The organism is Citrobacter sp. KH_055_1 (assembly GCF_057838705.1).
The window spans coordinates 1,104,914-1,129,046 of record NZ_CM174473.1 but is presented as its reverse complement, the minus strand read 5'-3'; the positions used below and the strand labels follow the sequence as shown (position 1 = coordinate 1,129,046).

Genomic DNA, 24,133 nt, shown 5'->3' with positions numbered 1-24,133 from the left:
GTGTTGCTCAGCAAAGCCGACTCAGAAGTTCCACTTCACGCCGACCATCGCAGCGCTGTCGTTATATCCCTTGTCGCCAACCTGAACACCGACATTACCCCACAGATTCAGACGCGGGCTCACTTGTCCTTCCACGCCCACTTTGACCTCGGCGATATTTTTTGCGCCGTCCTGACGCACGTTCACGCCGTCCATCTGCGTACTAAAATCGTGTGAATTGTGCAGCCAGTTCACCTCGGCAAAGGGCTGGAACTCGCGTTCTTTCCCGTTATCCATCTGGTGATGGCTCTTAATCCAGGTTTTCACCCCCAGACGAGTCTGCACATTACCGTGCCCGTCGCCTTTGATGCGCGTACCGTTGCTTTCCCGGTGATCGTCCGCTTTCACGCCCATCCATATCGCCTGGGCCTGAGGCTGTATGTACCATTCGTTCAGCGTGCCCTGACTACCGGCGAATTCCCCCATTTTTTGGGCATAACCCATTTCCAGCGAGGCGGTGATCCCTTTCGATTTGTACGATTCGCCCTGTAGGTCATCGCCTTTAACATGGTTATCAAACCAGCTGTACTGCGCCCAGCTGTCCAGCCATACGCCGTTATGCGAGTCATCGTTGGCATACCACGTGGCATAAACGCCGCTGCTGTAGCCATTGACTGACCCTTTTGAACGGTAACCCGTACGCGAGGACTGGGTGCTGTTGTGATCGTTGCCGTAGCCCGCCATCACGCCAAGGTGCCAGCGATCGAGCCCGTTCTGGCTCCACTGTGCAATATCGCCCCCCAGCTGCATGACATAACGGTTGCTCTGGGTTTTCAACTGGCCGCTGCCGTCACGCCAGCGGTTGTGCCCACCGACATGACGCATCCACATACTGGTCACTTTCTGCTCGCCGGTTAAGGCATCGATATACTGTGTTTCGCCAAGACGATCGTGCAGGCGGGTGACGAACAGGGTGTTTGCCGCCGCCAGGTTGGCCGTGTAGCTGCCCCCTTCCGGACGCAGATCCTTATCGGGATCCGGGCCCGGGTTTGGCTCAGGATCGGGGTTAGTTTTACCGCTGGTCAGATACCAGTTACCGCTGTTTTCATCCTGCCCGCGTCCAAGGCTGTAGTCGTAGGCGCCAGCTACAATACGGCCAGCCTGAGTGAACTCACCGTTTGACTCACCGTCAACATGGATAACTTCAATACCGTCGATCGTCGCGGCCCCTTGCCCACCGGCGTTGGTAACACTGACAGAAGTGGTACCACTGGTGTCACCTTTCACCACCAGCTTATCGGTTACGGAATTGTCATCCCCCAGTGCGGTGTTTAAGGAAAGATGACCGTCATTACCGGTGTAATTACCATTAACCACCAGCAGATTACCGGCCTGCTGACCATCGACACCTGTGGCAAGCATGCCGCTGTTAACAAGGTCGCCCCCCACCGTAAACAGCAGATTATCGCCGGTTCCGGACCCCACCTGCAGCACACCGGCGTTATCGACATTGCCCGCAACGCCGCCAAACCCGGACAACATCCCTTGTTCAGCAATGTTGACCTGCGTGCTGGCAAGCGTAACGGGAGCGCTTTCACTGCCCAGCTGTAGGCCACCTTGCTCAATATCCGTTTGCCCCTTCCAGGCGGCGTTGTCACCCACGGTAATGGTTCCAGCCCCCTGCTTGGTCACGCTGCCGCTGCCATAAACGTCGTTATCAAGCTGCCAGTCCGTGTTGCTGTTCAGCACCAGAGAGCCCATATTGTTCACCTCTGCACTACCGAGATTCTCTGCGCTGAAAGCCGTAAGTTGAGAATCCGCATCAATGGAAAACTGACCGGTAAAACTGCTGTTATTCCCCACCAATGCGACATCACTTTCAGTGAGTTCAACCCGTCCGGCATCGCTGATGCTATTGTAAAGGACGCCAGCCGCTTTACTCATCGTCAGCGTTCCCGCCGCCACAATATCACCAGTACCAAGACCCAGCGTGGTGTTCATCAGCACGCGCGCGCCGTCTGCGATGGTGGTTTTTGCCGTTAAGGTGCTGTTTTCGCCGGTGATGCTCAGCGTGTCACCGATGATGTTCAGTTCACCGCTGCCGGTCAACACTCCGTCGGCGTTTCCCCCGTGTTCCAGAGTCAGGCTGCCGCCGTTAATGTTCAGTAAAGAGTCAGCGGCTGCCGTTAGCTTACCGAGGGTCTGGCTGTGGCCATTCATATCAAAACCGGTATCGGCGGCCAGACGCAGTTCACTGGTCTGCCCCAAAACGTTATCGTTGTTCATCAGCAGGTTACCACTACGCACATCGGTAATGCCGGTGTAATCGTTATCCAGATTCGACAGCGATACCGTCTGGCCTTTCTGGCTGTCAAACGCCAGATCGCCACTACCGGTGATACGAGCGCTCAGATCCGCGGCATTGCCGGTTTTACCGTTCGCATCCAGGATCAGCGCATTGTCTCCGGACGCCAGCAGTTCCACCTGCGTCAGACCGTAACTAATGTACAGGCCGTCATCCCCCTCACCTCCGGTGAGACGATAATCGTAGGTTCCGTTCGCAACGATCTCACCGCTTTGACTGATACCGGCTTCCACTCCATCGCTGATGATATTGCCCTCGCTGTCCGTCAGCGTCAGGTTGCCCGCTCCGCCGGTGACCGGGGTATCTGAGGTGGCCAGTTGGATCAGCGACTGCGCGTCATCCTGCTCAAGCAGTGACAGCGTGGTATCAGCCAGCGGACGATCGTTTCCAACGGTGCCGGTATCGACCTGCACGGTGCCGCGTCCGGAGAGATCCATCGCGCCGGCATGAATCGTCCCGGCAGCACTGCTCTGCCCCGGCGTCACGCCGTCAAAACTGACGGTACCGCCGTTGAACGCCAGGCCGCCGATATTCTGCTCACCGGATCCCACCTGCGTCACGTTGCCCGTACCCACCTTTAATGTTGCCTGGCTCAGCGCCTGAGTATTCAGCCCTGCCAGTTCAAAGGTGCTGTTAGTCAGTGCCAGCGTACCGTTGAATCCGTCTGCCGCATTATTGCGGGTGAAATCAAACGCATTACCGTTGGCATCCACAGCAACGGTTCCCGTCCCCGCCAGGTGGCTGTTAAAAGACAGCGCATCACTGGATTTCAGCGACAGGGTGCTGCTCGCATCGAGGGTGTAGCCCGTTCCCGCCGCATCATTTTGATTATCACCCAGCGCGAAATCGACGTTATCAACGGTAAATACCGAACCGGCAGTGAGATCGATATGCTCCATACCGGTGATGGCATCGGCACGATTGAGGGTGTACTGCGCGTTTTGCAGCTGAAGCGTATCGTCGCCAGCACCACCGTTGAGACGGGTAAACAGCGAGGTTTCTGTCTCTTTAACATCTTTAAGTACGTACAGATCGTTACCACTACCGGTCGTCACATCCGTCGCGGTGCTGCCTGACTCCAGCGTAACGGTGTTATCACCGCTCATCAGGTTTACCTGCCCGACGATGCTTGCACCGGCAGCGTTAGTAAAGGAGATACCGGCCCCCGAAAGCATTTCCATCGCTTTTTGCGACGCATCCAGCGCCTTAATCACGCCTTTGTTGATGAACGTTTCCAGAGAACCGTTATCGACGTTCACCACGGCGTGGCTGGTTGACTTCGAGGTCAGCTCGCCAGATTGCTCAACATTTTTGGTCGAGCCTCCGACAATCAACGCTTCACCACCGTTAGCGTCGAGCACGTTAACGCTGACGCCCGTTTGCAGATCGGTTGACGCATGGGTGACGATCCCTTTGCCTGCGGCCTGTTCGACATTGATAACCAGGTCGCGCGAGTCAGACATATCCAGCGTTTGACTGGTTTCGCTACCATCAATATTTTCAAACAGGATCCCCGTACCGCTGCCCGTGACGGTAATCGTACCGGAGTTGGTCTGCGCCAGGGATGCGCCAGTATGAATACCAATGCCATTCCCCACGCTGATGGTGGTCTCTTTTAACTGGATACCCGCAATATTGGCGACGTTTTCGATGGCGCTCCCTTTACCGGCGCTGTCCATCGTAATCGTGGCACCCTCAACGACGAGCCCTTTCGCCCCGCTGGCCAGCAAGATGCCGTGTGCATCTCCCGATGCTTTGGTTTCTCCTGAACCCGTCAGACTCAATGACGCATCATTGCCAACAAGATAGGCTGCGGTGCCGTCCGTCGCGGTAACCGTGGCATTGTTATTCACCACCGAATCCGCGCCTTCAATGCTGACCGCAACACCATCGACCTTAATATCACCGTCGTTGTTCAACGTGCCGCCGGAAACCAGCACGCCGGTGCTGCCCGCCTGGTCAAAGTCGATGCTACCTTTGTGGTTGAGCGTACCGCCATTACGAGCGATATAACCAAAGGCACCATCCGCCGTATTGCTGGTATTCAGCGTGGCGTAACTGGTGAGCGTCGAATCCCCTTTCTGACTTTCATCGACATTCCCGGACAGATCATAGTAATTACCGTCAACAATCCCGGCGGTGGTGTCTTTCCCGGACAGTTTAACGATCACCGCATCCTGGGTAATCACGCCATCCGCGCCACCTTCAACACGAATACCGGTCGCACCGTCCCCGGTGATGCTCAGCGACTGCGAACCGGAATCAAAATGGCTCCCCGTCCCCGTCACCTGCAGAATGGTGCTGTCTTCTCCAGAGGCCGTCATTGTCGTACCAGGCGATCCGCTGCCATCGAAGGTTGCGCCGCCTTCTATACGATATAACGTCGAGCCTTCCGTCGAAACATTCTGCGTGTTGGTAGAGGACGCATTGACTTTCGAACCTTCACCATAAACAAAATAGCCAATCTGGTTCTTGCCACTGTTAAACGATACGTTGCCCGTATCAGTAATATCGATCGTCCCACCGTCACGAACATGCAGCCCAATGGCGTTATCTGCAGCAAGGTTCACACTCCCGCTCATCGTGAGTCGAGACCCTGCCCCTTCAACCCAGGCGCCCATATTTTTTAAGGTATTGTCCGTTGAGCTACCGTTGGTGATGTTGATGATGCCAGAGTGAAGGGCCTCGCTTCCGCCCTGCAGTTCAATACCGCTGGCGCTGTACCCGTTGAGGTTGATCGTGCCGCTGTTTACCAACCCTTTCGCACCGTTAATCCCCATCAAACCGGTATTTTGCGCAGAGCCGGTGCCATTGATGTCAATGACGCCCTCCTGGTTAACCTTGATTGCCGTAGGGGACGCACTACCGTTGGCCTGAATGGCAACCGCATTCTCGACTTTTTCACCGAGGGTGATATTACCGGTGTTATTGATGGTTCCACTCTTCACATACATGCCGATGGCAGGAAGCGTGACCTGAACGTCGCTGGTTGCTTCATCTTTTACCGCTTGCGCAGTACGTCCGATGTACAGCGTCCCGTTATTGGTCGCAACAGCATTACGCTGAACAAATACGCCGTAGGTATAGACGCTATCGGAAGATTTCGCTGGCTCGCCTCCGGTGGCAATGTTCATCACCCCGTTATTAATAAACGTTGCCGTGTCATTCGTCAGCACGCCATAGGCGTTATAGATGTCCTGGTGCGAAGCGAGGTTGATGACGCCATCATTCTGTGCCTTCGTCGTCCCGGTCGCGAGGATGCCGGTATGGGCGCCAACCCAGGCATTTTTCACATCACGACTAGTACCTGCATCGATAATCCCGTTGTTATTGACGATACTGTCACGCGCAGAAACGACATAATCACCACCGGACGCGCCAGCAGCAACACCAAGAGTACCGTTATTGTTCAATGTCGCGCCATCGGTCAACGTCACCACGGAAGTGTCGCTGAACACCGCCTGAATATTGGCATCAGCAGAGATATTGACGACAGAATGCGCACCGGAAGCTTTAATAAAACTATTCACATCCCGGTTTGCAGCCTGCAGGGCCGCGTCGCCATCCGGGATATTGGTATCGAAGTGAATATTTTTCTGTTCCGTGGTATAGGCTTTATGAAGTTCAACCTCATAGTCAGCAGGCGAAATCTGTCCAGACTCTACGGCTTTCACTAAAGCGTCATTGTAGCTTTTTAAATCATCAAGATTGTTGACTGTATAGTCGCCCAGCGCGCTGGAGAAGGTGCCATTATAGGTTGCAGTGTCAAAGTTATAATCTTTGCCGACATTGTTCGCGACATTGCCCACGCTACCGCTTTGCACGATGGTTTTGCTATTGTAATTCAGTACGGCGTCTTTTGTGTCGCTGCCGCCGGTCTCGACATTATAAATCCCAGAGACCTTAGTGACGGCATTGAAAGTATTTGCTGGATTTGTGGCCCAGTCGTTTCCCGTTGAACCGACATTGACATCAAGTACACCACCGGACGTTACCGTCGCCAGCTTCATATTCACATACTGCCCATCACCGACGGCAACCCCCAAATACGTCGTCAGATCTCCAACACTATTAGAGGCAAAATTATTACTGTCATACACCTGGAGTGTACGCGAAGCCCCGGTGATCGGATCAACATATTGAATGCTATGGGTACGGCCCCCTAACGTCGTCTGCGTCAGGTTTATATTTTCACTACCTGATGATATATAACCATTATCCATCGCCTGCTGAATGGTCATCGTCTTAAAACCCGACACTCCCGGGTTAATACTGCCATAGCCTTTAGTACCGGTGATAATATTCATTGTATCGCCGTCACTAACAACAAGCTGCCCTACGCCATTCGCATTAGTCGATGGCAAATAATCTGGTAATGTATAGTCAGCCGCAAATGCATATATAGACTGTGTAGCCAACATAGCGCCAATTACACCTAGCGCTATCCGTGAGATAGTAAATTGATGAGTATTAGATGCAACACAGCCTTCGCTATCGGTTTCTACTGAAACCCCGCAACGTTTCGCCAGTTCAGAAACAACAACAGCGCACGAGCGCGACACGCTCCATACTACTTTATAAACTTTGTTCATAAATACCTTTCCGAATAATTCCACGAAAAGCCATTACAGGCAAAATTCGTGGTCACATAGCATGTAGTGAACTCAGGAACACACAGCAGGTTGATACCCCTTCGCTGGGAGCTTTCCCGCTGAAACACTGAGCAACCTGTACGAAAGGCATAGTATTACCGGAACAGCGAATCATCCATTTATATCGAAAACACAATGATTTATAGATGATTTAACTAAAAATTTTAAATTTATAGATTCAAAGAGCTGAACCACTACAAATACACGCCGGAATTTGTTAATGAGTTGGGTTGGAAATGTAATAAACCACACCCAATTCCGCCACAGCTAACAAACATTTCAAATTAATTAAAACGCATAAGATATTTATTCTACTAACACACCAAATTAGCTCACTTTCATATATTTAAAAAATAATACATTCATATGGGATTATTCCTATAATGTAAATTTCCGAATAAAGAAATGCAACTCATTCGAATTACGCAAATTATACTTGCGAGCAATAGAAATGGTGGTCGCCTGAAAAAACTTTACCTCGCGATTAGCGAGCTTAGCAGCATCATTAATGGTAGTGGTTAACTGCAACAAATGAAAGACATCCAGTTCCCTACGAGTTAATGTATTAAGGCGCTTGATGCCATGCAGTTTTTCGATTATTTTAGCCGAATAATTTTTTCTCCCTTTATTTATACAAAAGCGCCATTTGTTAAAATCATCGGTCATTTCTAAATCAACTAATGACCCAAGCACTCGGGAGATCCACAATCCACGCGAGATAATAATGACACGAACATCATCACAATTGGACTCAATTGCGCGGGATAGTTCATCAAGTGAAGAAAAGGTGTCAACGTCGCAGAAACACAATGTCTTATCCAGATAGCGCGTTTCCATTAACGACTCTATAGAACAACGCAGGTAAGCATCATGAGTCAGAACGATGTAATTACGATTCGGCAAAAGCGATAACTCCTGTTATAGATTCAGACACTCTGGATATCGGTTCAGGAAACGGCATAGCAGATGAGATATCTCAGGGGTAAAGGCCTATCTGAAAATAGCGGCCCTATTATAGTCTCATCCGAAAAAGTCAGATATTTATATTGAAAATGAGTGCATTTATAGATTTTTATACCTAAAATATCTTTTTCAATGCGATAATAAAACTTAAAAAATGACAAAACCGACCTTTTAACAGCCCGTGATCCTGTAGTGAAGAAGAAACGCCACTATGGTTTATAATTAAGTGATGCTCTGTTAATGATTAAAAAAATGAAATATTTAATTAACAATGAAGTTACATTTAGAAGCGATGATGGAGTTTTGACGAGTGTGGCCGTGCCTGACAACTCACTCACACTGTCGATAACAGCAAACCGGATCTTCACCTATCTGTTAGAGCAGGAAGGGAAAGTTGTATCAAGAGAAGAGATGTTCACGCATGTCTGGGAGAAAAATGGCCTGCAGGCATCGAACAATTCGTTGAGCCAGTATATTTCCTTAATTCGTAAAGGATTACAGGAACTCGGCTGTGAACACGAGATCATTCAAACAGTACCACGAGTCGGTTTTTTCATTGCCGAAGGGCTGGTGACTTCCGTGGAAGCACCGCCTTCAACGACCGCAGTGTCTCCAGCCCCCCCTAAAACGACCTCTACCCTTTCAAAGCGAGTAAAAATGACGTTGCTGGCAGCAGGGGGAATCTCACTGTTCATGCTCGTTTTTCCGATAAATACTCTCTTTAGCAGCACAGAGAAACATCTTCCCGCCGCGCATCTGCATAAGATTGGCAACATCGATCAATGTCCGGTTTACACCCTTTCTGAAGGCTCACAGGATGTGGCACCGGCGAAACTTGAGCAAGCACGCAAACTCGCAGAATTACACCTGAAATGCCTGACCGGTGCATCGTTTATTTTTCAACCGGACGGTTTATATATTTACGGTGAAAAAGGCCGCGTATTTTTATCCCGCTGTACTTTCAGTAATGCCGAAAAAACAAAGTTTGCTGGATGCAAGGACCTCTATATCCATGAATACTAAAACCAAATCGAGACTGTTGCTTGTGGGGTCCGCCGCTCTGGTGGCCACCAGCGCCTTGTTAAGTATGAATGGAATGACGCTCATCCCGGTACACCAGGGACTCAGCGTACATTGCGTCTCGACGTTCTCATTACCTGAACTGCCTGCCGGTGGGAAATACGACGGTAGCCTGATGGTTCAGTTGCTGAAAAATAACGCGGGAGTCATCGAATTCGCCGGTATTGTTACCACCGAGCCAAAAGCAGACAACCGTCCAGGGCTACGACTTATTTTGCAACGTTCGGTGAGTTTTAATTATCAGAACGGAGGTAACGGCACTGTATTTTTGAAAGATCTGAAACTGAGCAAACACAGTCTGGATAACATGCCTGATGAGATGTTTATCCGGAATATTTATGATCCGTATACACCCGAGAAACGGGCGCAAATATCCAGCATTAACAATGCTTACCTGTTAGGGAATGCCTTTTCACCCACGAACATCTGTGTCAGCCAATCGGAATAAAAATCCAACGCCGCTGTTTGTTGATGAAGGCAGCAATAAATACGCACTCATTGCCGCCAGCATCTCGTTTATTTTGCTACAGGATAATTGCGGTTAATCCATGCATGGTCATCTTCCCAGGTGAACACCCATTGACGCACCGGACCGGCCATCACGTTCAGGTAGTAACTGTCATAGCCTGCCAGGGTGGCCACCGGATGATAGCCCTTCGGCACCATCACCACATCGCGGTTGTAGACTGCCATACACTCATCGAGCGTCCGGTCGTCGGTATACACCCGCTGCATGCAGAACCCCTGCTCCGGGTTGAGGCGATGGTAGTACGTCTCCTCAAGATAGGTTTCCTGTGGGGGATTGTCGGTATCGTGCTTATGGCTCGGGTACGAACTGGTGCATCCCTCATGGGTCCAGACCTCGACCACCAGCAGGCTGTCGGCAGGTTTGTCTTGCGGCAGAATGTTATGCACATAGCGCTGGTTATTTCCCTTGCCGCGCGCTTCACCGTCGATATCCTGCGGGGCGATCAGTCGTGTCGGGTACGTACCCTTCCCCGGTGCAGCGCACACCGCCAGCTCAAGCGTCGTCAGCGCGGTGACCTGCACAGCCTCCTGAGAGGTCACGTAAACCGCCCACGGCTTGATGCGCTCAAAGGGACTCATGCGCTCGCCGATGTCGGTAAACGTTGCCCCTGGCGTGCTGATGGTCGCGCGTCCAGCTACCAGCACCAGACAACGTTCTTCGCTGACGGCGGGCAGCGTCAACTGCTGCCCCTCCGCCAGTTCATACGCCTCAAAGCCCACATATCCCCAGCCCGCCCCTTCCGGCGTCACCGACTGGGTACGCCCTTGCACGTTCGGCGGCTGCCAGGGTGATAATAAACGTGACATGTCGCCTCCTCAGATAAGCCCGGCATCCCGCGCCAGACGGCTAAGATTGTTATAGCCCAGACGTGCATAGGTCAGCGGATGCGCAATAGCCGGATCCTGCTCTGCCTCCACCACCAGCCAACCCTGATACTGATTTGCCTTTAGCAGCGCCATTATTGGCGGGTAGTCCACGCAACCGTCGCCTGGCACGGTGAAGACGCCGCTCAGGACCGCGTCGAGGAAGCTGGTTTTACGGTTTTTCACGTCGGCTAGCACGTCGGCCCGCACATCTTTGCAGTGAACATGATTAATACGTGATGCCCAGCGCTGCGCCACCGCCAGCGGGTCTGCACCGGCAAATGTCAGATGGCCGGTATCCAGCAGCAATCCCACCTCATTGCCAGTATGCGTCATCAGATTATCCACGTCCTCAGCGGACTCAATCACTGTCCCCATATGGTGATGATAGGCAATCTGTACGCCCTGCTGCTGGGTATAGCGGGCAAACTCGGTCAGCTTCTCGCCGTATTCCTGCCAGCGCTCCTGCGGGAATCGCGGACGCAGATGAACCGGCGTCTGCTGCTCGCCATGAATACAGCCGCTCACTTCAGCGAACACCAGCACCTTCGCACCCAGCTCACGTAGCAGCGTCAGGTGTGACTGCACGGCGGCAATTTCCTCCTCCACGCTGCGCTCCAGCAGGCGACCGGAATACCAGCCGGAAACCAGCTGCAGATCGTGGCGTTGCAGGATCGGCCCCAGCAAGCGCGCTTCACGCGGGAATTTATTACCCAGCTCGAACCCGGCAAACCCGGCCTCTTTGCCTTCGCTCAGACAGGTATCAAGCGAAGTCTCAGCGCCAAGTGAAGGAAGATCGTCGTTGGTCCATGTCAGTGGATTAATGCCTAATTGTACCGTCATTCTCTTCTCCTGAATTATGCGTGTCCGCGCTCGCGCCACCAGGCGATAAGCTGCAGGTAGTTGTCCCGAATACGCGCCACTAGCTGCGCATCGTCGATATCGTGTTTCAGCCAGGCGCGGGAGGCATCGCCAAATAATGTCCGTCCCACGGCAAACCCTTTCACCAGCGCCTGACCCGCAGCGGCTTTGAAATCAGCACGGAGCTGATCGGCCGGCGCATCAAGCCCTAAAATGACTACCCCACGGCAGTGTGGATCGCGACGTGCAATGATCTCGCTTAGCGCCGTCCAGCCCGCAGAAGAGAGCGGCGGTAGCTTCCACCAGTCGGGGTAAATCCCCAGGTTATAAAAGCGGGAAATGGCGCGCAGATAGAGCTCATCGCTGCGTGGCATGCTGGCGGGCAGGATCACTTCCAGCAGCAGTTCATGCCCGGACTGGCAGCACGCGTGGTACACCTCCGCGACTTTTTGCTCCTGCTCCAGACGCAGGGCGTGAGCATCTTCCGGATGGAAAAAGACCAGGCATTTCACCACGTGTTCCTGCGGCCAACTGATCAGCTGCGTGCCGATATTGCCGTGCTCCATCTCCAGCGGACGCGAGCCCGGCAGTTCGATGGGGCGGCCTATCCACCACCCTTCACCGGTGATGGCATTCAGCGCATCCTGACCAAACGTGCCGTCGCACAACAGCCCGGCTTTGCCATCCAGCCCGGCGCAACTCGCCGCTTCCCGGCTGGCCTGTAAGATCAGCTGTTTTAGCGCCGGGATGCGTTTTAGCGAAGCGCCACACTGCAAGGCCATCTCTTCAAGCTGGCTGCGGTGATCGAAGGCCATCACGCACAGTTCCGGCCATTCCCGACGACGCGTGGTGACGCGGTGCAGATGGTTAAGACGCGGGTCGATATCCGGGCGTGGCACCGTGTCAGCCCGAGATAAATAATCATCCAGCTCCAGTTTGCTCGGCATGGCCGGGGCGCAACCGTGGCGCGATACCACCAGTGCGCCGCAGGCGTTAGCATAGCGACAGGCCTGCTCCCAGCCTTCATCGTTAAGGTAGCCACGCAGCAGGCCGGACATAAACGCATCGCCCGCGCCCAGCACATTGAGCACCTCCACGCGTACGCCGGTCACCGTCAGACCGTCATCCAGTCGCGGTGGAATGGCGTCGGTGTATACCGAACAGCCGAGCGCCCCACGTTTGCAGACCAGCGTCGCCTTACTCACTGCCCGCACCTGAGCCAGCGCCTGCAGCGTATCGGTGCTGCCACCGGCAATATGAAACTCCTCCTCGGTACCGACAATCACATCAAAAAGATGCAGTACGTCCTGCAACTGACGCGTTACCTGCTCGGCGGCAATAAAACGGGTTTCGCCGTCGCCTAATGAGGTCAGCCCCCATAGCACCGGGCGATAGTCGATATCCAGTGCCGTACGCACACCGTGACGGCGGGCATATTCGAGCGCGGTCAGCACCGCGTCGCGGGTTTGCGGGTGAGAAAGATGGGTCCCGGTGATGGCCAGACAGCGGGCAGACGCGATGTACTGTTCATCCACATCGCTGGCGACAATCGCCATATCCGCGCAGTTGTCACGGTAAAAAATGAGAGGAAAGGTGTCCCGGTCTTTAATGCCGAGTAGTACCAGCGCCGTCAGGCGTTCTTTATCCGTTATCAGGTGGCTGGTATCGCATCCTACCTGGTGTAATTCTTCGCGCAGAAAACGGCCCATATGCTCGTCACCCACGCGCGCCAGCATTGACGAGCGCAGCCCCTGGCGCGCCGTGCCGTAAGCCACATTACCTGACGAGCCGCCAAGGTATTTAGCAAAACTGGAAACATCCTCCAGACGCGCACCAATCTGCTGACTGTAGAGGTCAACCGCCACGCGGCCCATGCATATCACATCAAACTGCTTTTCCACGTTGATACCTCTTCAGACAATATCGTTCACGTTCAGCCAGCGGCCTTCCCGGTGTGAGAGCGCAATGGCGTCCAGCACGCGCGACACCTTCCAGCCCTCTTCGAAGTCCGGCCACATCGGCACATCGGCGGCGATGCCGTCGACCAGATCACGCACTTCCACCGTTTTCTGGTCGTTAAAGCCGATACCGTGCCCCGCCCCCAGGCAAAATGCGGCATAGTCCGGATGCGCAGGCCCCACCAGCAGCGTACGAAATCCCTGGCGATTCACCGGATCGTCATGCAGATAGAGCTTCAGTTCCGCCATACGCTCCTGGGTAAAACTGATGGTCCCTTTGGTCCCGGTTATCACATACGAAAGTCCCATTTTGCGCCCGCAGGCGACGCGAGAAGTTTCAATCACGCCCTGTGCACCGCCCGCAAAACGCACCATCGCGTGCGCCTGATCTTCGTTTTCCACCGCCACCTTTTGCGATGAACCGGCCTGCGCCGGGCGTTCCGGCACCACAATCTTCAAATCACCGCAGACCTGTTGAATATCACCGACCAGATACTGGGCCATGTTGACGATATGCGCAGCCAGATCGCCGAGCGCTCCCAGCCCTGCGGTCTCTTTAAAACAGTGCCAGTGAATGGGCGAAAGTGGGTCTGCCATATAGTCTTCGTTGTGGGTGCCGTAGAAGTGGATCACCTCGCCAATCTCACCGCGCTCGACGATCTCTTTCGCCAGCTTCGCCGTCGGGTTTTTCATGTAATTAAACCCCACCAGCGTTTTCACCCCGGCCCGCTTCGCCGCTTCAACCATCTCGTGAGCGTCACGCGCATTGAGCGCCAGCGGCTTTTCCGAGTAGACGTGCTTGCCGTGGCGAATCGCCTCCAGCGCCATCTCTTTGTGCAAATGATTGGGTGAACAAATATCCACTACATCAATGGCCGGGTCGGCCACCAGCGCGCGCCAGTCCCCGGTTGAACGGTTAAAGCCAAACGCCTGCGCCCGCTGCGCCGCCAGCTCCGGCGTAACTTCGGCGACCATTTCGCGCACCAGCTTGCCGCGCAAGTTGAACACCGTCGGCGCCTGGGCATAGGCAATGGCGTGCGCCCTGCCGATATACCCGGTGCCAATCAATCCAATGCGTACCTCTTTCATTATTTATCCCTCACAATGCGCCGCGACGGCTCTTGGCATAGGTGTCGAACGCCACCGCCAGAACGATAATTAACCCGGTAATAATTTGCTGGTAGTAAGCCGAGACGTTCATCAGGACCAGGCCGTTAATCAGAATACCCATGATGATTGAGCCGATAATGGTGCCGCCGATCCGCCCGTATCCGCCCATTAACGACGTTCCGCCGATCACCACCGAGGCGATAACGCGCAGCTCAAACGAGATCCCGGCCACCGCCTCCGCGCTGCCCAGACGCGCGCTGAGAATGAAGCCCGCCAGCCCGGCAAGACAGCCAATCAGCACATACACGCTCACCAGTACCCGTTTGACGTTGACCCCCGCCAGACGCGCCGCTTCCGGGTTGCCGCCAATGGCGTACACAAAGCGACCCCAGCGGGTTTTATGCAGCGCCAGATAGCCGCCGATAGCCACCAGCGCGAAGATCCAGATAGGAATGGAAATGCCGAGCAGCTCGCCGCGTCCCCACCAGCGGTAACCCGCATCGAAACCGGCGATCGGCGCACCGTCGTTTACCACCAGCGTCAGGCCGCGCCAGATGGTCATCCCACCGAGGGTGACGATAAACGGCGGCAGGCGCAGGCGAGTCACGCCGAGTCCGTGCAGAAAACCAATCGCGGTGCCCATCGCAAGGCAAATCCCCAGCCCAACCAGCCAGCTCAGGCCGCCCCAGGCGTTCGGGTCAACGGTGGTAAAGTTGTCGCCCTTAATCACATACGCGGCGGTCATGGCGCAGACCGCGAGAATGGACCCCACCGACAGGTCGATCCCGGCGGTCAGAATGACAAAGGTCATCCCTACGGCCATGATCCCGTAGATCGACACTTCGGTCAGAATGTTGAAAATATTACGTTCAGAGAGAAAATTGCTGTTCTGCAACTGGAAGAAAATCAGCAGCAGGATCATAAAAATCAGCACGCCGAAGCGCTCAAAAAAGGCGATGGGATCGAGGCGTCCGGCACGTTTACCCGGAACCTGCGTTTTAGAAATCATCTGCGTCATGAGAAACTCCGTTATGCCGCGTTCAGGGCGTTGTGGTTGATGGCCATCATCGTCATCAGCCGCTCGTCGTTGGCGTCATCGCCGTGGATCTCGCCGGTCACACGACCTTCACTCAGGGTGATTATCCGGTCGGAAACCGCCATTACTTCAGGCAGATCGGAGGAGATAACAATCACCGCCACGCCCTTTTTCGCCATTTCAAACAGCACCTGATGCACCTCTGATTTAGTGCCGACATCAATGCCACGCGTCGGCTCATCAACGATCAGTACGCGGGGATTGAGCGCCATGCAGCGCGCCAGAATCACTTTTTGCTGGTTGCCACCGGAGAGCTTGCGCACTTCCTGGGCGCTATTGACCATTTTGATCTGCAGCGCCTGGCGATAAGCCTCAATCAGCGCATCCTCTTTGCGGGTGTTGACGAACCAGCGCCAATGCAACAGAGAAGAGAGGCTGGAGAGCGACAGGTTGTCGCGAATCGACAACCCCAGCACCGCGCCCTCTTTTTTGCGATCTTCAGGGACCATCGCCACGCCCTGATCCAGGGCATACAGCGGATCGCGCGGCAGGTACGGCACACCATCCAGTTCAAAGGTGCCAGAGGTAAAGGCGTCGGCACCAAACAGACAGCGCGCGACTTCAGTGCGCCCGGCGCCCACCAGCCCGGCAATGCCTAACACTTCTCCGGCATGGACGTGAAAGCTGATGTCATGCAGCGCAATGCCGTGCGGATCCAGCGGCGGTTTTACGCGGCTTAGTCCCTTGATCGCCAGGCGGACAGGTTTGTCCTGATGATGGGTTTCACTCGGCGGGCGACGATTAAACGCCACGTCACGCCCAACCATCAGGCGGATCAGCTGTTCTACCGTGGTCTGGGCAACCTCGCCGCTGCCGGTAAAGCGGCCATCCTGGAAAACGGTAAACCGATCGCAGAGTTGGAACACTTCGTGTAGACGGTGGGTGACATAAATAATGCTCACACCGCGGCTTTTAAGCTCCCGCACCACCCGATGCAGGCTTTCCACTTCGCTGTCGCTCAGTGCGGCAGAAGGCTCATCCATGATGATTAGCTTCGCATTGAGGGTCAGCGCACGGGCAATTTCCACCATTTGTTGTTGTGCCACGCTCAGGCGGGCCACTGCGGTGGTTGGCGCCACGTTCAACTGCAGATAATCCAGAATCACCTGCGCTTCCTGATTCACCGCCTTTTCATCAACAATCAGATTGCGTTTGCGCGGTTCACGTCCGAGGAACATATTCTCGGCGACGGTCATATTCGGCAGCAGGTTAAATTCCTGATAGATAGTGATAATGCCCTTGTTCTGCCGCTCAACGGGGGAATCATCCACCGGCAACGTTTCACCGTTGAACCAGATATCACCGCGAGTTTGCGGCTGCGCGCCCGCCAGCGCCTTCAGCAAGGTCGATTTTCCTGCGCCGTTTTCACCCAGCAGCGCGTGAATCTCACCTGCCCCAACGGTCAATTGCGCGCTGCTCAGCGCCCAGACACCGGAAAAACTTTTTGCCAGGTCGGTCACATTCAGTAAGGGTTGCGACATCAGCCTGCTCCTCCTTTAGAGTGAGCCGCCGTAACGGCGGCTCCAGATATACACAAAATCATTCAAGTTGCATCAAGGCGGCAAGTCTGAGAATCCCCAGGAGCTTACTCAAGTAAGTGACTGGGGTGAGCAGATGCAGCCAACACAGAGGCAGCTTGAAGGATGACGTGTATAAATTAGTTACCGGCCTCGTTAATACGCTCAGCCTGCTGCAGGGTCTCTTTGGTGATAAGCGTTGGCGGATAGTCCGCGCCGGTGATCGGCTTCTTCTCACGCACGTTGGCGACCAGTTGGCTCATCGCCGTGGTGACCGCAAAGCCAGGACGCTGATCCGCCGTCACCGCCATCCAGCCATCACGCACACGCGCCAGCGCTTCCGGCACCGCATCGAAGCCCGTTACCAGCACTTCACCGGGTTTCATCCCCTGGGCTTGCAGCGCTTCAATGGCCCCCAGCGCCATGTCGTCGTTAGCGGAGAGGATCACCTGCGGACGTTTCGGCAACGAAGGCAGTACGCTCTCAACAATGCGCATCCCTTCAGAACGCATCCAGTTACCCGTCTGATCGGCGACGATTTTGTACTTTTCGCCACCCGCTTTCAGGCTGTCGCGAATACCCTTGGTCCGTTCAATGTTGGAAGACGATCCCGGCTGGCCGGTGAGCAGAATAATGTCCGCCCCTTCAGGGAATTTGGTTTTCACAAAGTCGCCAATCACCTGGCCACCTTTGTAGTTGTTGGCACCGAAGTGCGGCACTTTCTTCTGGCTGTCAACGGAGCGGTCAAGCGTGACAACCGGCAGTTTTGCATCCTGGATTTCATCTACCGCGCTGGAGACGGCGTTAACATCATTGGGGGAGACGATAAATCCCTGCGCCCCACGGGTGATGGCGTTTTCCAGGTCAGCGACCTGCTTCGGCGAGCTACCCTGCCCGTCAAGAACCTGTAGATTTACTCCCATCTCTTTTGCGGCTTTCACCGCCGTACGCTGCATGTGGACTTCAAACGGCATCGCCAGGTTTGGCGTACTGAACACGATCTGTTCGTTTTCAGCCATTGCTGTCCCGGAGGTCATGGCGATGAGGACAGCTAAGATCAGTTTTTTCATTATTATGTCTCTCTGTGTAGGGGGGTTGGGTATAACAATCAGAGGAGAACTTCACGCTGGCTGTGCAGGGATTCCAGCGCTTTATCCGCGAGGTACAGCGCACGCTCACCGTCATCACCGCTGCAATCCGGGACCGCTTCGCCACGCAGCACGGCCACAAAATGTTCCCATTCCGCGGCATAAGCTGATTTGTAGCGTTGCAGGAAGAAATGTTCCGGCAGGGCACTGGTGCAGCCGGTCTTGCCATAGTGCTGCACCTGATTTTCCAGAATGTTGCCCGCACACAGCAGCCCTTCAGAGCCGTGCAGCTCCAGGCGCTGGTCATAACCGTAAGCAGAGCGGCGGCTGTTGACGATGGTCGCCATCGCGCCAGAGGCATATTTCAGGACGATAAACGCGGTATCGATGTCCCCGGCTTCACCAATCGCCGGGTCGACCAGGTTGCTGCCATGGGCGTATACCGAGACCGGCTCTTCTCCCATGATAAAACGCGCCATATCAAAATCATGGATAGTCATATCGCGGAACATCCCGCCGGACACACGGACATATTCAGCCGGCGGCGGTGACGGGTCGCGGGAAATGATCAGCAGGGATTCCGGCTTACCGATACGCCCGGCCAGCACATCTGTTTTCACGCGGCGAAACTGCGGATCGAAGCGGCGGTTAAAACCGATAAACAGCGGTACGTCGTACTCTTTGACCACTTTCAGGCAATCGCGAACGCGGGCCAGGTCCAGATGTACCGGTTTCTCGCAGAAGATGGCCTTGCCGTGACGGGCAGCCAGTTCAATCAGATCCGCGTGGGTATCCGTGGCGGAGGCGATCAGCACGGCATGAACGTTCGGGTCAGTCATCGCCTCATCCAGGCTCTGCAGACGGGCCTGATATTGCGAGGCAAGACGGGTGGCAAATTCCTGATTCGGGTCGACAACGGACCAGAGTGTGGTGGCACTGTGACTGGCAATGTTAGCTGCATGTACCTGGCCAATTCGGCCAGCGCCCAGTAAAGCAATGTTAAACATAACGGCTCCCGGTGTTGGTGAATGCGATGAACTAACGACACTATAAATAAAACATTTATTTCATTTTTATAAATAGTGAAAATTATGTTTTTGGGTGCGGGTTAACACTTTTGAGATAAGTGAGACAAAATCTGTTATCAATATCACAACATCGACGGGTGCCAGATAGGGAAATTCGCCCTCTTCCGGTCGGGAAGAGGGCAACGTGTGAAAAACCAGGAGAAATGAAATGAAAATTTCGTTATGGCGGATTGCCGGATGGCGGTGCTAATGCCTTATCCGGCCGTTAACCATAGTCCGTAGGCCGGGTAAGCGCAGCGCCATCCGGCATGACTCTACCTCAGTACTGACGGGCGTTTTTCAGCTGCGTTAGCGTCTGTTCTGCGGCCTGGCGTACCGCAGGTGATTCAGCCATCTGCGCATCGCCGGTTCGCCACCATGAGGCGTAATCATGGGTCATAGTTTTCGGCAGTACTTTGATGTCCAGCAGCGTCGGGCCGGGATGCGCACGTGATGCCGCCAGTGCCGCCAGCAGGCTATGCTCATCATGAACCTTCCACGCATGACAGCCGTAGCTTTCGGCATTTTGGGCAAAATCGACCTTCACCAGCGGCCCGTCCAGTCGCCCGGTTTGCGGGTTGCGATGGCGATTTTCGGTAGCAAAACTGCCCATCCCATGGCCCATCTGCAGATTGTTAATGCAGCCGAAGCTGGCATTATCAAACAGCAGAATGGTGACTTTTATGCCCTCCTGCACGGCGGTTTGCAGCTCGGAGTGCAGCATCATGTACGAACCATCGCCCACCATGGCGTACACCGGCTGCTGTGGTTTTGCCAGCCTGGCCCCAACGGCGGCGGCAATCTCGTACCCCATACAGGAATAGCCGTATTCCAGGTGATAGCTGTCCGGCGTTTTAACTTGCCACAGTCGCTGTAAATCCCCCGGTAACGAACCGGCCGCGCCCACCACAATGGCGTTATCTTCAATATGCTGGTTGATAAGCCCCAGTACCCGCGTCTGGGTCAGGCGGGTGTTGAGCGTGTCGCCATATTCCGCCAGTTGCGCATCAAGATGCCCTGCCACTTCTGGCACATCATCAGGACGCCAGTCGCGCGTCCATAAACGCTGGCACTCTTCGCGCCAGGCCGATTGCGCGACAGCAATCTCATCTCCCCAACGGCTACGATACGCCGTCATGGCCTGCGTTAACGCGGTCAACCCGGTTTGGGCATCGGCAATCAGCGCGGTAGCATCCAGCTTTAAAGCGTCAAATTCCGCCACGTTCAGCAGCAGAAATTCCACGTCCGGGTGCGAGAACAAGGCTTTCGAACCGGTGGTAAAGTCGGTGAGACGTGTGCCAATGCCAATAACCAGATCGGCCTGGGTTGCCAGTTGATTCGCCGCCATACCTCCCGTCACGCCGATACCGCCCAGGTTAAGTGGGTGGTCACTTACCAGCGCGCCCTTTCCGGCCTGGGTTTCAGCAAACGGCAGATGCAGCGTCTCGACAAACGTACGAAACGCCTCATGTGCGCCGGCGTAACGCACGCCACCACCGCACACCACCAGCGGGCGCTGTTTACGCGCAATCAGCGCCCGGGCCCTCTCCAGACGCTGAGGGTCAGGCGGTCGGCGTTCAATGTAGTGAACACGGCGCGCGAAGAAGCTAAGCGGATACTCCCAGACCTCACCTTGCACATCCTGCGGCAGGCAAATCGTCACTGCGCCAGTATCTGCGGGGTCAGTAAGTATTCGCATCGCACTTAACATTGCGCTCATTAACTGCTCTGGACGGTTAATACGATCCCAGTAACGAGAGACCGGACGGAAGCAGTCGTTGGTGCTGATGCTAAGATCATGATACTGCTCAATCTGCTGTAATACCGGGTCCGGCTGGCGGCTGGCGTAAACATCCCCCGGCAACAGCAGCAGCGGAATGCGGTTCGCCGTGGCGGTCGCCGCCGCCGTCACCATATTGGCCGCTCCGGGACCTACCGACGATGTCACGGCCCAAATACGCTGTCGGCGATGCTGTTTGGCGAACCCTGTCGCCATATGCGCAATTCCCTGCTCATTACATCCCTGCATCACCTTCAGATGCCCGGCATCCTGCTCCAGCGCCTGGCCGATTCCGAGTACATTACCGTGACCAAAGATGGTCGCCACGCCCTCCACGAAGGGCGTTTCATGTCCATCAACGCAGACATATTGTTGATTGAGGAATTTGACCAGCGCCTGGGCCATGGTCATACGTTCGGTTTGCATAGCTCCTCCTGTCAGCCCAGCGTCGGCATGGAGAACGCCGCGCCCGTGTCCTGCTGCATTTCCGGCCAGCGTGCGGTGACGGTTTTCATTCGGGTGTAGAAACGCACGCCGTCGTTGCCGTGAACGTTAAGCGCACCAAAGATAGAGCGTTTCCAGCCGCCAAAACTGTGGAACGCCATCGGCACCGGGATCGGGACGTTTACCCCAACCATCCCGGCCTGAACCTCTTCGCAGAAACGACGCGCGCAGCCGCCGTCACGGGTGAAGATAGCCGTGCCATTACCATATTCATGACGGTTAATCAGTTCCACCGCGCTGGCGTAATCTGCTACCCGCACCACAGAAAGTACTGGTCCAAAAATCTCTTCTTTATAGATGGTCATCTCTGGCGTGACCTTGTCGAACAACGTCGGCCCGACAAAATAGCCCTGCTCATGACCTTTGACGCTAAAGCCACGACCGTCAACGCGCAAGCGGGCACCCTGAGATTCACCGCTATCAATATAGCCGAGTACTTTACTGCGGTGCACCGAGGAGATCAGCGGTCCCATTTCATTTTCCGGCGTCTGGTCAAGGCCCGGCCCGACGCGCAGCGCCGCAATCTGTTGTTCCAGTCGGGCACAGAGTTCATCTGCCGTTTTATCGCCGACGGCCAGGACGACGGAAAGCGCCATGCAGCGTTCCCCTGCCGCGCCATAAGCTGCGCCCATAATGGCGCTGGTGGCCATCTCCATGTCGGCATCCGGCATTAAAATACAGTGGTTTTTTGCCCCACCGAGCGCCTGACAGCGTTTACCGTGAGCCGATGCAGTTTGATAAATGTATTCGGCTATGGGGGTTGAACCGACAAAGCTTACGGCCTGAACCCGCGGGTCGGTCAGCAGCACGTCTACCGACGCTTTATCGCCCTGAACCACGTTGAACACACCGTCCGGCAGCCCCGCCTGTTGCAGCAGTTTTGCCAGTTCGAGCACCAGAGAAGGATCTTTTTCCGACGGCTTCAGCACAAAGGTGTTGCCGGTCGCCAGCGCGATGGGGAACATCCACATCGGCACCATCGCCGGGAAGTTAAACGGCGTGATCCCTACGCACACACCGAGCGGTTGCATCAGCGAGTGGCTGTCGACGCCCGTTCCCACGTTGGCTGAGTGCTCACCTTTTTGCAGGTGAGGAATGCCACAGGCAAACTCCACCACTTCCAGACCTCGGGTGATTTCGCCGACGGCATCAGAGAACACTTTGCCATGCTCTTCGCTGATTAATCGGGCAAGTCGCGTCATGTTCTCTTCCAGCAAAGCCTTGAAGCGAAACATCACTCGCGCACGCTTAAGCGGAGAATGCCGCGCCCATGCCGGAAAGGCGTCATGCGCCGCCGCAACGGCCTGCTCGGTTTCCTGTACCGTACTCATCACCACCTGGCGGATTTGTTCGCCGGTGGCTGGGTTGAAGATTGCCTGCACACGCTGGCCTGAACCGGTGACACATTCGCCGTGAATAAAATTCGCTACCGTCTCCATCCTTAACCTCTCGCTGTTGATACGTGGCTGTTACCTGAACACTGTTCTCTGTGTACTATATATGAAACAAATATTCCATTTTAAGTTGAAATAAAACAAATATTGATTAATGTGATCAAGGATGGATTTTTATGTTAACGAGCAGCATTGCCAGAATAATCTGGCTATCCGTGTATTTCACGCGAAGAGAGGATTGAAGCTTTTGTTTCATTTTTAACAGCAATTGAATCATCAACATTTAAAAGACGCGGCTTTGCGTTTAGAATCATAAAACGATGTAACAGGAGGTAAAATGACGACAGCAACCAGCCTGAACGAGCTGCAGCAGCAAATCCGCGATCGCTACGATAGCCTGAGCAAGAGGCTGCAGCAGGTGTCCCGCTATGTGCTGGATAATACCAATAGCGTGGCCTTCGATACGGTTGCCGTCATTGCCGAGCGTGCCGGAGTACCACCATCGACGCTGATCCGCTTTGCTAATGCCTTTGACTTCTCCGGTTTCAACGAAATGAAACAGCTGTTTCGTATGAACCTGGTGGAAGAGACCGCCAGCTACAGCGACCGCGCACGACTGTTTCGTGAAATGGAAAGTGAAGCGGTGCCGGAAACCCCGCTGGACATCCTGCAGGAATTTGCCCGTTCGAATGCGCAGGCCTTACAGCAGCTGGCGGCCCGCGCTGAACCCGAAATGCTGGTACGTGCAGTACAACTGTTGGCAGATGCCGACACGATTTACATCGCCGGTTTGCGCCGCTCATTTAGCGTAGCCGCCTATCTTACTTATGCCCTGAGCCATCTTGAGTGCCGCCCTATTCTGCTCGACGGGATGGGGGGAATGCTGCGCGAACAGATAAACCGCATTAAAGCGAACGATATCGTGGTGTCGATTAGCTTCTCGCCTTACGCAGAAGAGACCGTCATGGTCAGTGAAACGGCAGCGAATGCCGGTGCTCGCCAAATTGTGATTACCGACAGCCAGATCAGCCCGCTGGCAACGTTCAGCGATCTCTGCTTTGTGGTGAAAGAGGCGCAGGTCGACGCCTTTCGATCGCAGTCTGCCACGCTGTGTCTGGTGCAATCGTTAGTGGTAGCGCTGGCGTACAAATTAGGTGATGGCAGCAACGAAAAAAGCCGTTCGGCTGGGTAAGTATGGCAACCAGGCCGTTCCACCGCGACGAATGCCGGATAGCATGTTGTCCAATAAACAGGTATCTGGCACGCCGCGAGCGCAATCATCTTACGCGCTGATTTTGCATACTTGCCTTAACGGCGACGTTGCTCA

General features: G+C 54.7%; 15 protein-coding genes. 3 read left to right on the top strand and 12 right to left on the bottom strand.

From position 1 onward, the window contains the following. Positions 1–21 precede the first annotated feature (21 nt). Positions 22–6,960: an autotransporter outer membrane beta-barrel domain-containing protein gene (locus AC3ITF_RS05325; protein WP_489176200.1), complete on the bottom strand. Its 6,939-nt coding sequence runs from the start codon at positions 6,958–6,960 to the stop codon at positions 22–24. A gap of 414 nt (positions 6,961–7,374) precedes the next feature. Next, the gene (locus tag AC3ITF_RS05320) at positions 7,375–7,833 is read right to left on the bottom strand and encodes a hypothetical protein (protein WP_135911567.1); all 459 of its coding nucleotides are present in this window, start codon (positions 7,831–7,833) and stop codon (positions 7,375–7,377) included. A 378-nt stretch (positions 7,834–8,211) separates the two neighbouring features. On the opposite strand from AC3ITF_RS05320, the gene AC3ITF_RS05315 reads away from it, so the two are divergent. Beyond that, entirely contained in the window at positions 8,212–8,982 is a 771-nt protein-coding gene (locus AC3ITF_RS05315) for a winged helix-turn-helix domain-containing protein (RefSeq protein WP_135911566.1), read from the top strand. Then, positions 8,972–9,487 (top strand): hypothetical protein, encoded by a 516-nt coding sequence (locus tag AC3ITF_RS05310; RefSeq protein ID WP_489176199.1) that lies wholly within the window; start codon positions 8,972–8,974, stop codon positions 9,485–9,487. Before AC3ITF_RS05315 ends, AC3ITF_RS05310 begins: the two co-directional genes overlap by 11 nt. Positions 9,488–9,555: 68 nt before the next feature. Here AC3ITF_RS05310 and iolB read toward each other — a convergent pair whose 3' ends face one another. The 10 genes from iolB to AC3ITF_RS05260 all read right to left on the bottom strand — a co-directional run bounded on the left by iolB (position 9,556) and on the right by AC3ITF_RS05260 (position 22,851). Next, the gene (gene iolB / locus AC3ITF_RS05305) at positions 9,556–10,374 is read right to left on the bottom strand and encodes a 5-deoxy-glucuronate isomerase (RefSeq protein WP_489176198.1); all 819 of its coding nucleotides are present in this window, start codon (positions 10,372–10,374) and stop codon (positions 9,556–9,558) included. Between the two features lie 9 nt (positions 10,375–10,383). Continuing rightward, positions 10,384–11,274 carry a myo-inosose-2 dehydratase gene (gene iolE / locus AC3ITF_RS05300; RefSeq protein ID WP_096756056.1) on the bottom strand — a complete coding sequence of 297 codons (891 nt, stop codon included), beginning with the start codon at positions 11,272–11,274 and terminating at the stop codon, positions 10,384–10,386. 14 nt (positions 11,275–11,288) lie between these two features. Further along, the gene (locus AC3ITF_RS05295) at positions 11,289–13,193 is read right to left on the bottom strand and encodes a bifunctional 5-dehydro-2-deoxygluconokinase/5-dehydro-2-deoxyphosphogluconate aldolase (RefSeq protein WP_096756055.1); all 1,905 of its coding nucleotides are present in this window, start codon (positions 13,191–13,193) and stop codon (positions 11,289–11,291) included. 12 nt (positions 13,194–13,205) lie between these two features. Next, the gene (locus AC3ITF_RS05290) at positions 13,206–14,339 is read right to left on the bottom strand and encodes a Gfo/Idh/MocA family protein (protein ID WP_115257694.1); all 1,134 of its coding nucleotides are present in this window, start codon (positions 14,337–14,339) and stop codon (positions 13,206–13,208) included. A gap of 10 nt (positions 14,340–14,349) precedes the next feature. After that, positions 14,350–15,378, bottom strand: coding sequence for an ABC transporter permease (locus AC3ITF_RS05285; RefSeq protein ID WP_096756053.1), 1,029 nt, complete (start codon positions 15,376–15,378; stop codon positions 14,350–14,352). A gap of 11 nt (positions 15,379–15,389) precedes the next feature. Further along, positions 15,390–16,937, bottom strand: a complete 1,548-nt coding sequence (locus AC3ITF_RS05280) for a sugar ABC transporter ATP-binding protein (RefSeq protein ID WP_096756052.1) — start codon at positions 16,935–16,937, stop codon at positions 15,390–15,392. Between the two features lie 176 nt (positions 16,938–17,113). Continuing rightward, positions 17,114–18,043, bottom strand: coding sequence for a substrate-binding domain-containing protein (locus AC3ITF_RS05275; RefSeq protein WP_096756051.1), 930 nt, complete (start codon positions 18,041–18,043; stop codon positions 17,114–17,116). A gap of 38 nt (positions 18,044–18,081) precedes the next feature. Next, complete coding sequence (gene iolG / locus AC3ITF_RS05270; RefSeq protein WP_489176197.1) at positions 18,082–19,068, bottom strand: inositol 2-dehydrogenase; 987 nt, start codon at positions 19,066–19,068, stop codon at positions 18,082–18,084. Positions 19,069–19,408: 340 nt separating this feature from the next. Then, the gene (gene iolD / locus AC3ITF_RS05265) at positions 19,409–21,334 is read right to left on the bottom strand and encodes a 3D-(3,5/4)-trihydroxycyclohexane-1,2-dione acylhydrolase (decyclizing) (protein WP_489176196.1); all 1,926 of its coding nucleotides are present in this window, start codon (positions 21,332–21,334) and stop codon (positions 19,409–19,411) included. An 11-nt stretch (positions 21,335–21,345) separates the two neighbouring features. Beyond that, positions 21,346–22,851: a CoA-acylating methylmalonate-semialdehyde dehydrogenase gene (locus AC3ITF_RS05260; protein ID WP_489176195.1), complete on the bottom strand. Its 1,506-nt coding sequence runs from the start codon at positions 22,849–22,851 to the stop codon at positions 21,346–21,348. Between the two features lie 292 nt (positions 22,852–23,143). On the opposite strand from AC3ITF_RS05260, the gene AC3ITF_RS05255 reads away from it, so the two are divergent. Continuing rightward, positions 23,144–23,998, top strand: coding sequence for a MurR/RpiR family transcriptional regulator (locus tag AC3ITF_RS05255; RefSeq protein ID WP_096756047.1), 855 nt, complete (start codon positions 23,144–23,146; stop codon positions 23,996–23,998). Positions 23,999–24,133: the final 135 nt, after the last annotated feature.

What these genes read in the sequence shown, in the direction of transcription:
- AC3ITF_RS05320 (WP_135911567.1), bottom strand. Translation starts at nt 7,833, where the DNA reads ATGGAAACGCGCTATCTGGATAAGACATTGTGTTTCTGCGACGTTGAC.
- AC3ITF_RS05315 (WP_135911566.1), top strand. Translation starts at nt 8,212, where the DNA reads ATGAAATATTTAATTAACAATGAAGTTACATTTAGAAGCGATGATGGA.
- AC3ITF_RS05310 (WP_489176199.1), top strand. Translation starts at nt 8,972, where the DNA reads ATGAATACTAAAACCAAATCGAGACTGTTGCTTGTGGGGTCCGCCGCT.
- iolB (WP_489176198.1), bottom strand. Translation starts at nt 10,374, where the DNA reads ATGTCACGTTTATTATCACCCTGGCAGCCGCCGAACGTGCAAGGGCGT.
- iolE (WP_096756056.1), bottom strand. Translation starts at nt 11,274, where the DNA reads ATGACGGTACAATTAGGCATTAATCCACTGACATGGACCAACGACGAT.
- AC3ITF_RS05290 (WP_115257694.1), bottom strand. Translation starts at nt 14,339, where the DNA reads ATGAAAGAGGTACGCATTGGATTGATTGGCACCGGGTATATCGGCAGG.
- AC3ITF_RS05285 (WP_096756053.1), bottom strand. Translation starts at nt 15,378, where the DNA reads ATGACGCAGATGATTTCTAAAACGCAGGTTCCGGGTAAACGTGCCGGA.
- AC3ITF_RS05280 (WP_096756052.1), bottom strand. Translation starts at nt 16,937, where the DNA reads ATGTCGCAACCCTTACTGAATGTGACCGACCTGGCAAAAAGTTTTTCC.
- AC3ITF_RS05275 (WP_096756051.1), bottom strand. Translation starts at nt 18,043, where the DNA reads ATGAAAAAACTGATCTTAGCTGTCCTCATCGCCATGACCTCCGGGACA.
- iolG (WP_489176197.1), bottom strand. Translation starts at nt 19,068, where the DNA reads ATGTTTAACATTGCTTTACTGGGCGCTGGCCGAATTGGCCAGGTACAT.
- iolD (WP_489176196.1), bottom strand. Translation starts at nt 21,334, where the DNA reads ATGCAAACCGAACGTATGACCATGGCCCAGGCGCTGGTCAAATTCCTC.
- AC3ITF_RS05260 (WP_489176195.1), bottom strand. Translation starts at nt 22,851, where the DNA reads ATGGAGACGGTAGCGAATTTTATTCACGGCGAATGTGTCACCGGTTCA.
- AC3ITF_RS05255 (WP_096756047.1), top strand. Translation starts at nt 23,144, where the DNA reads ATGACGACAGCAACCAGCCTGAACGAGCTGCAGCAGCAAATCCGCGAT.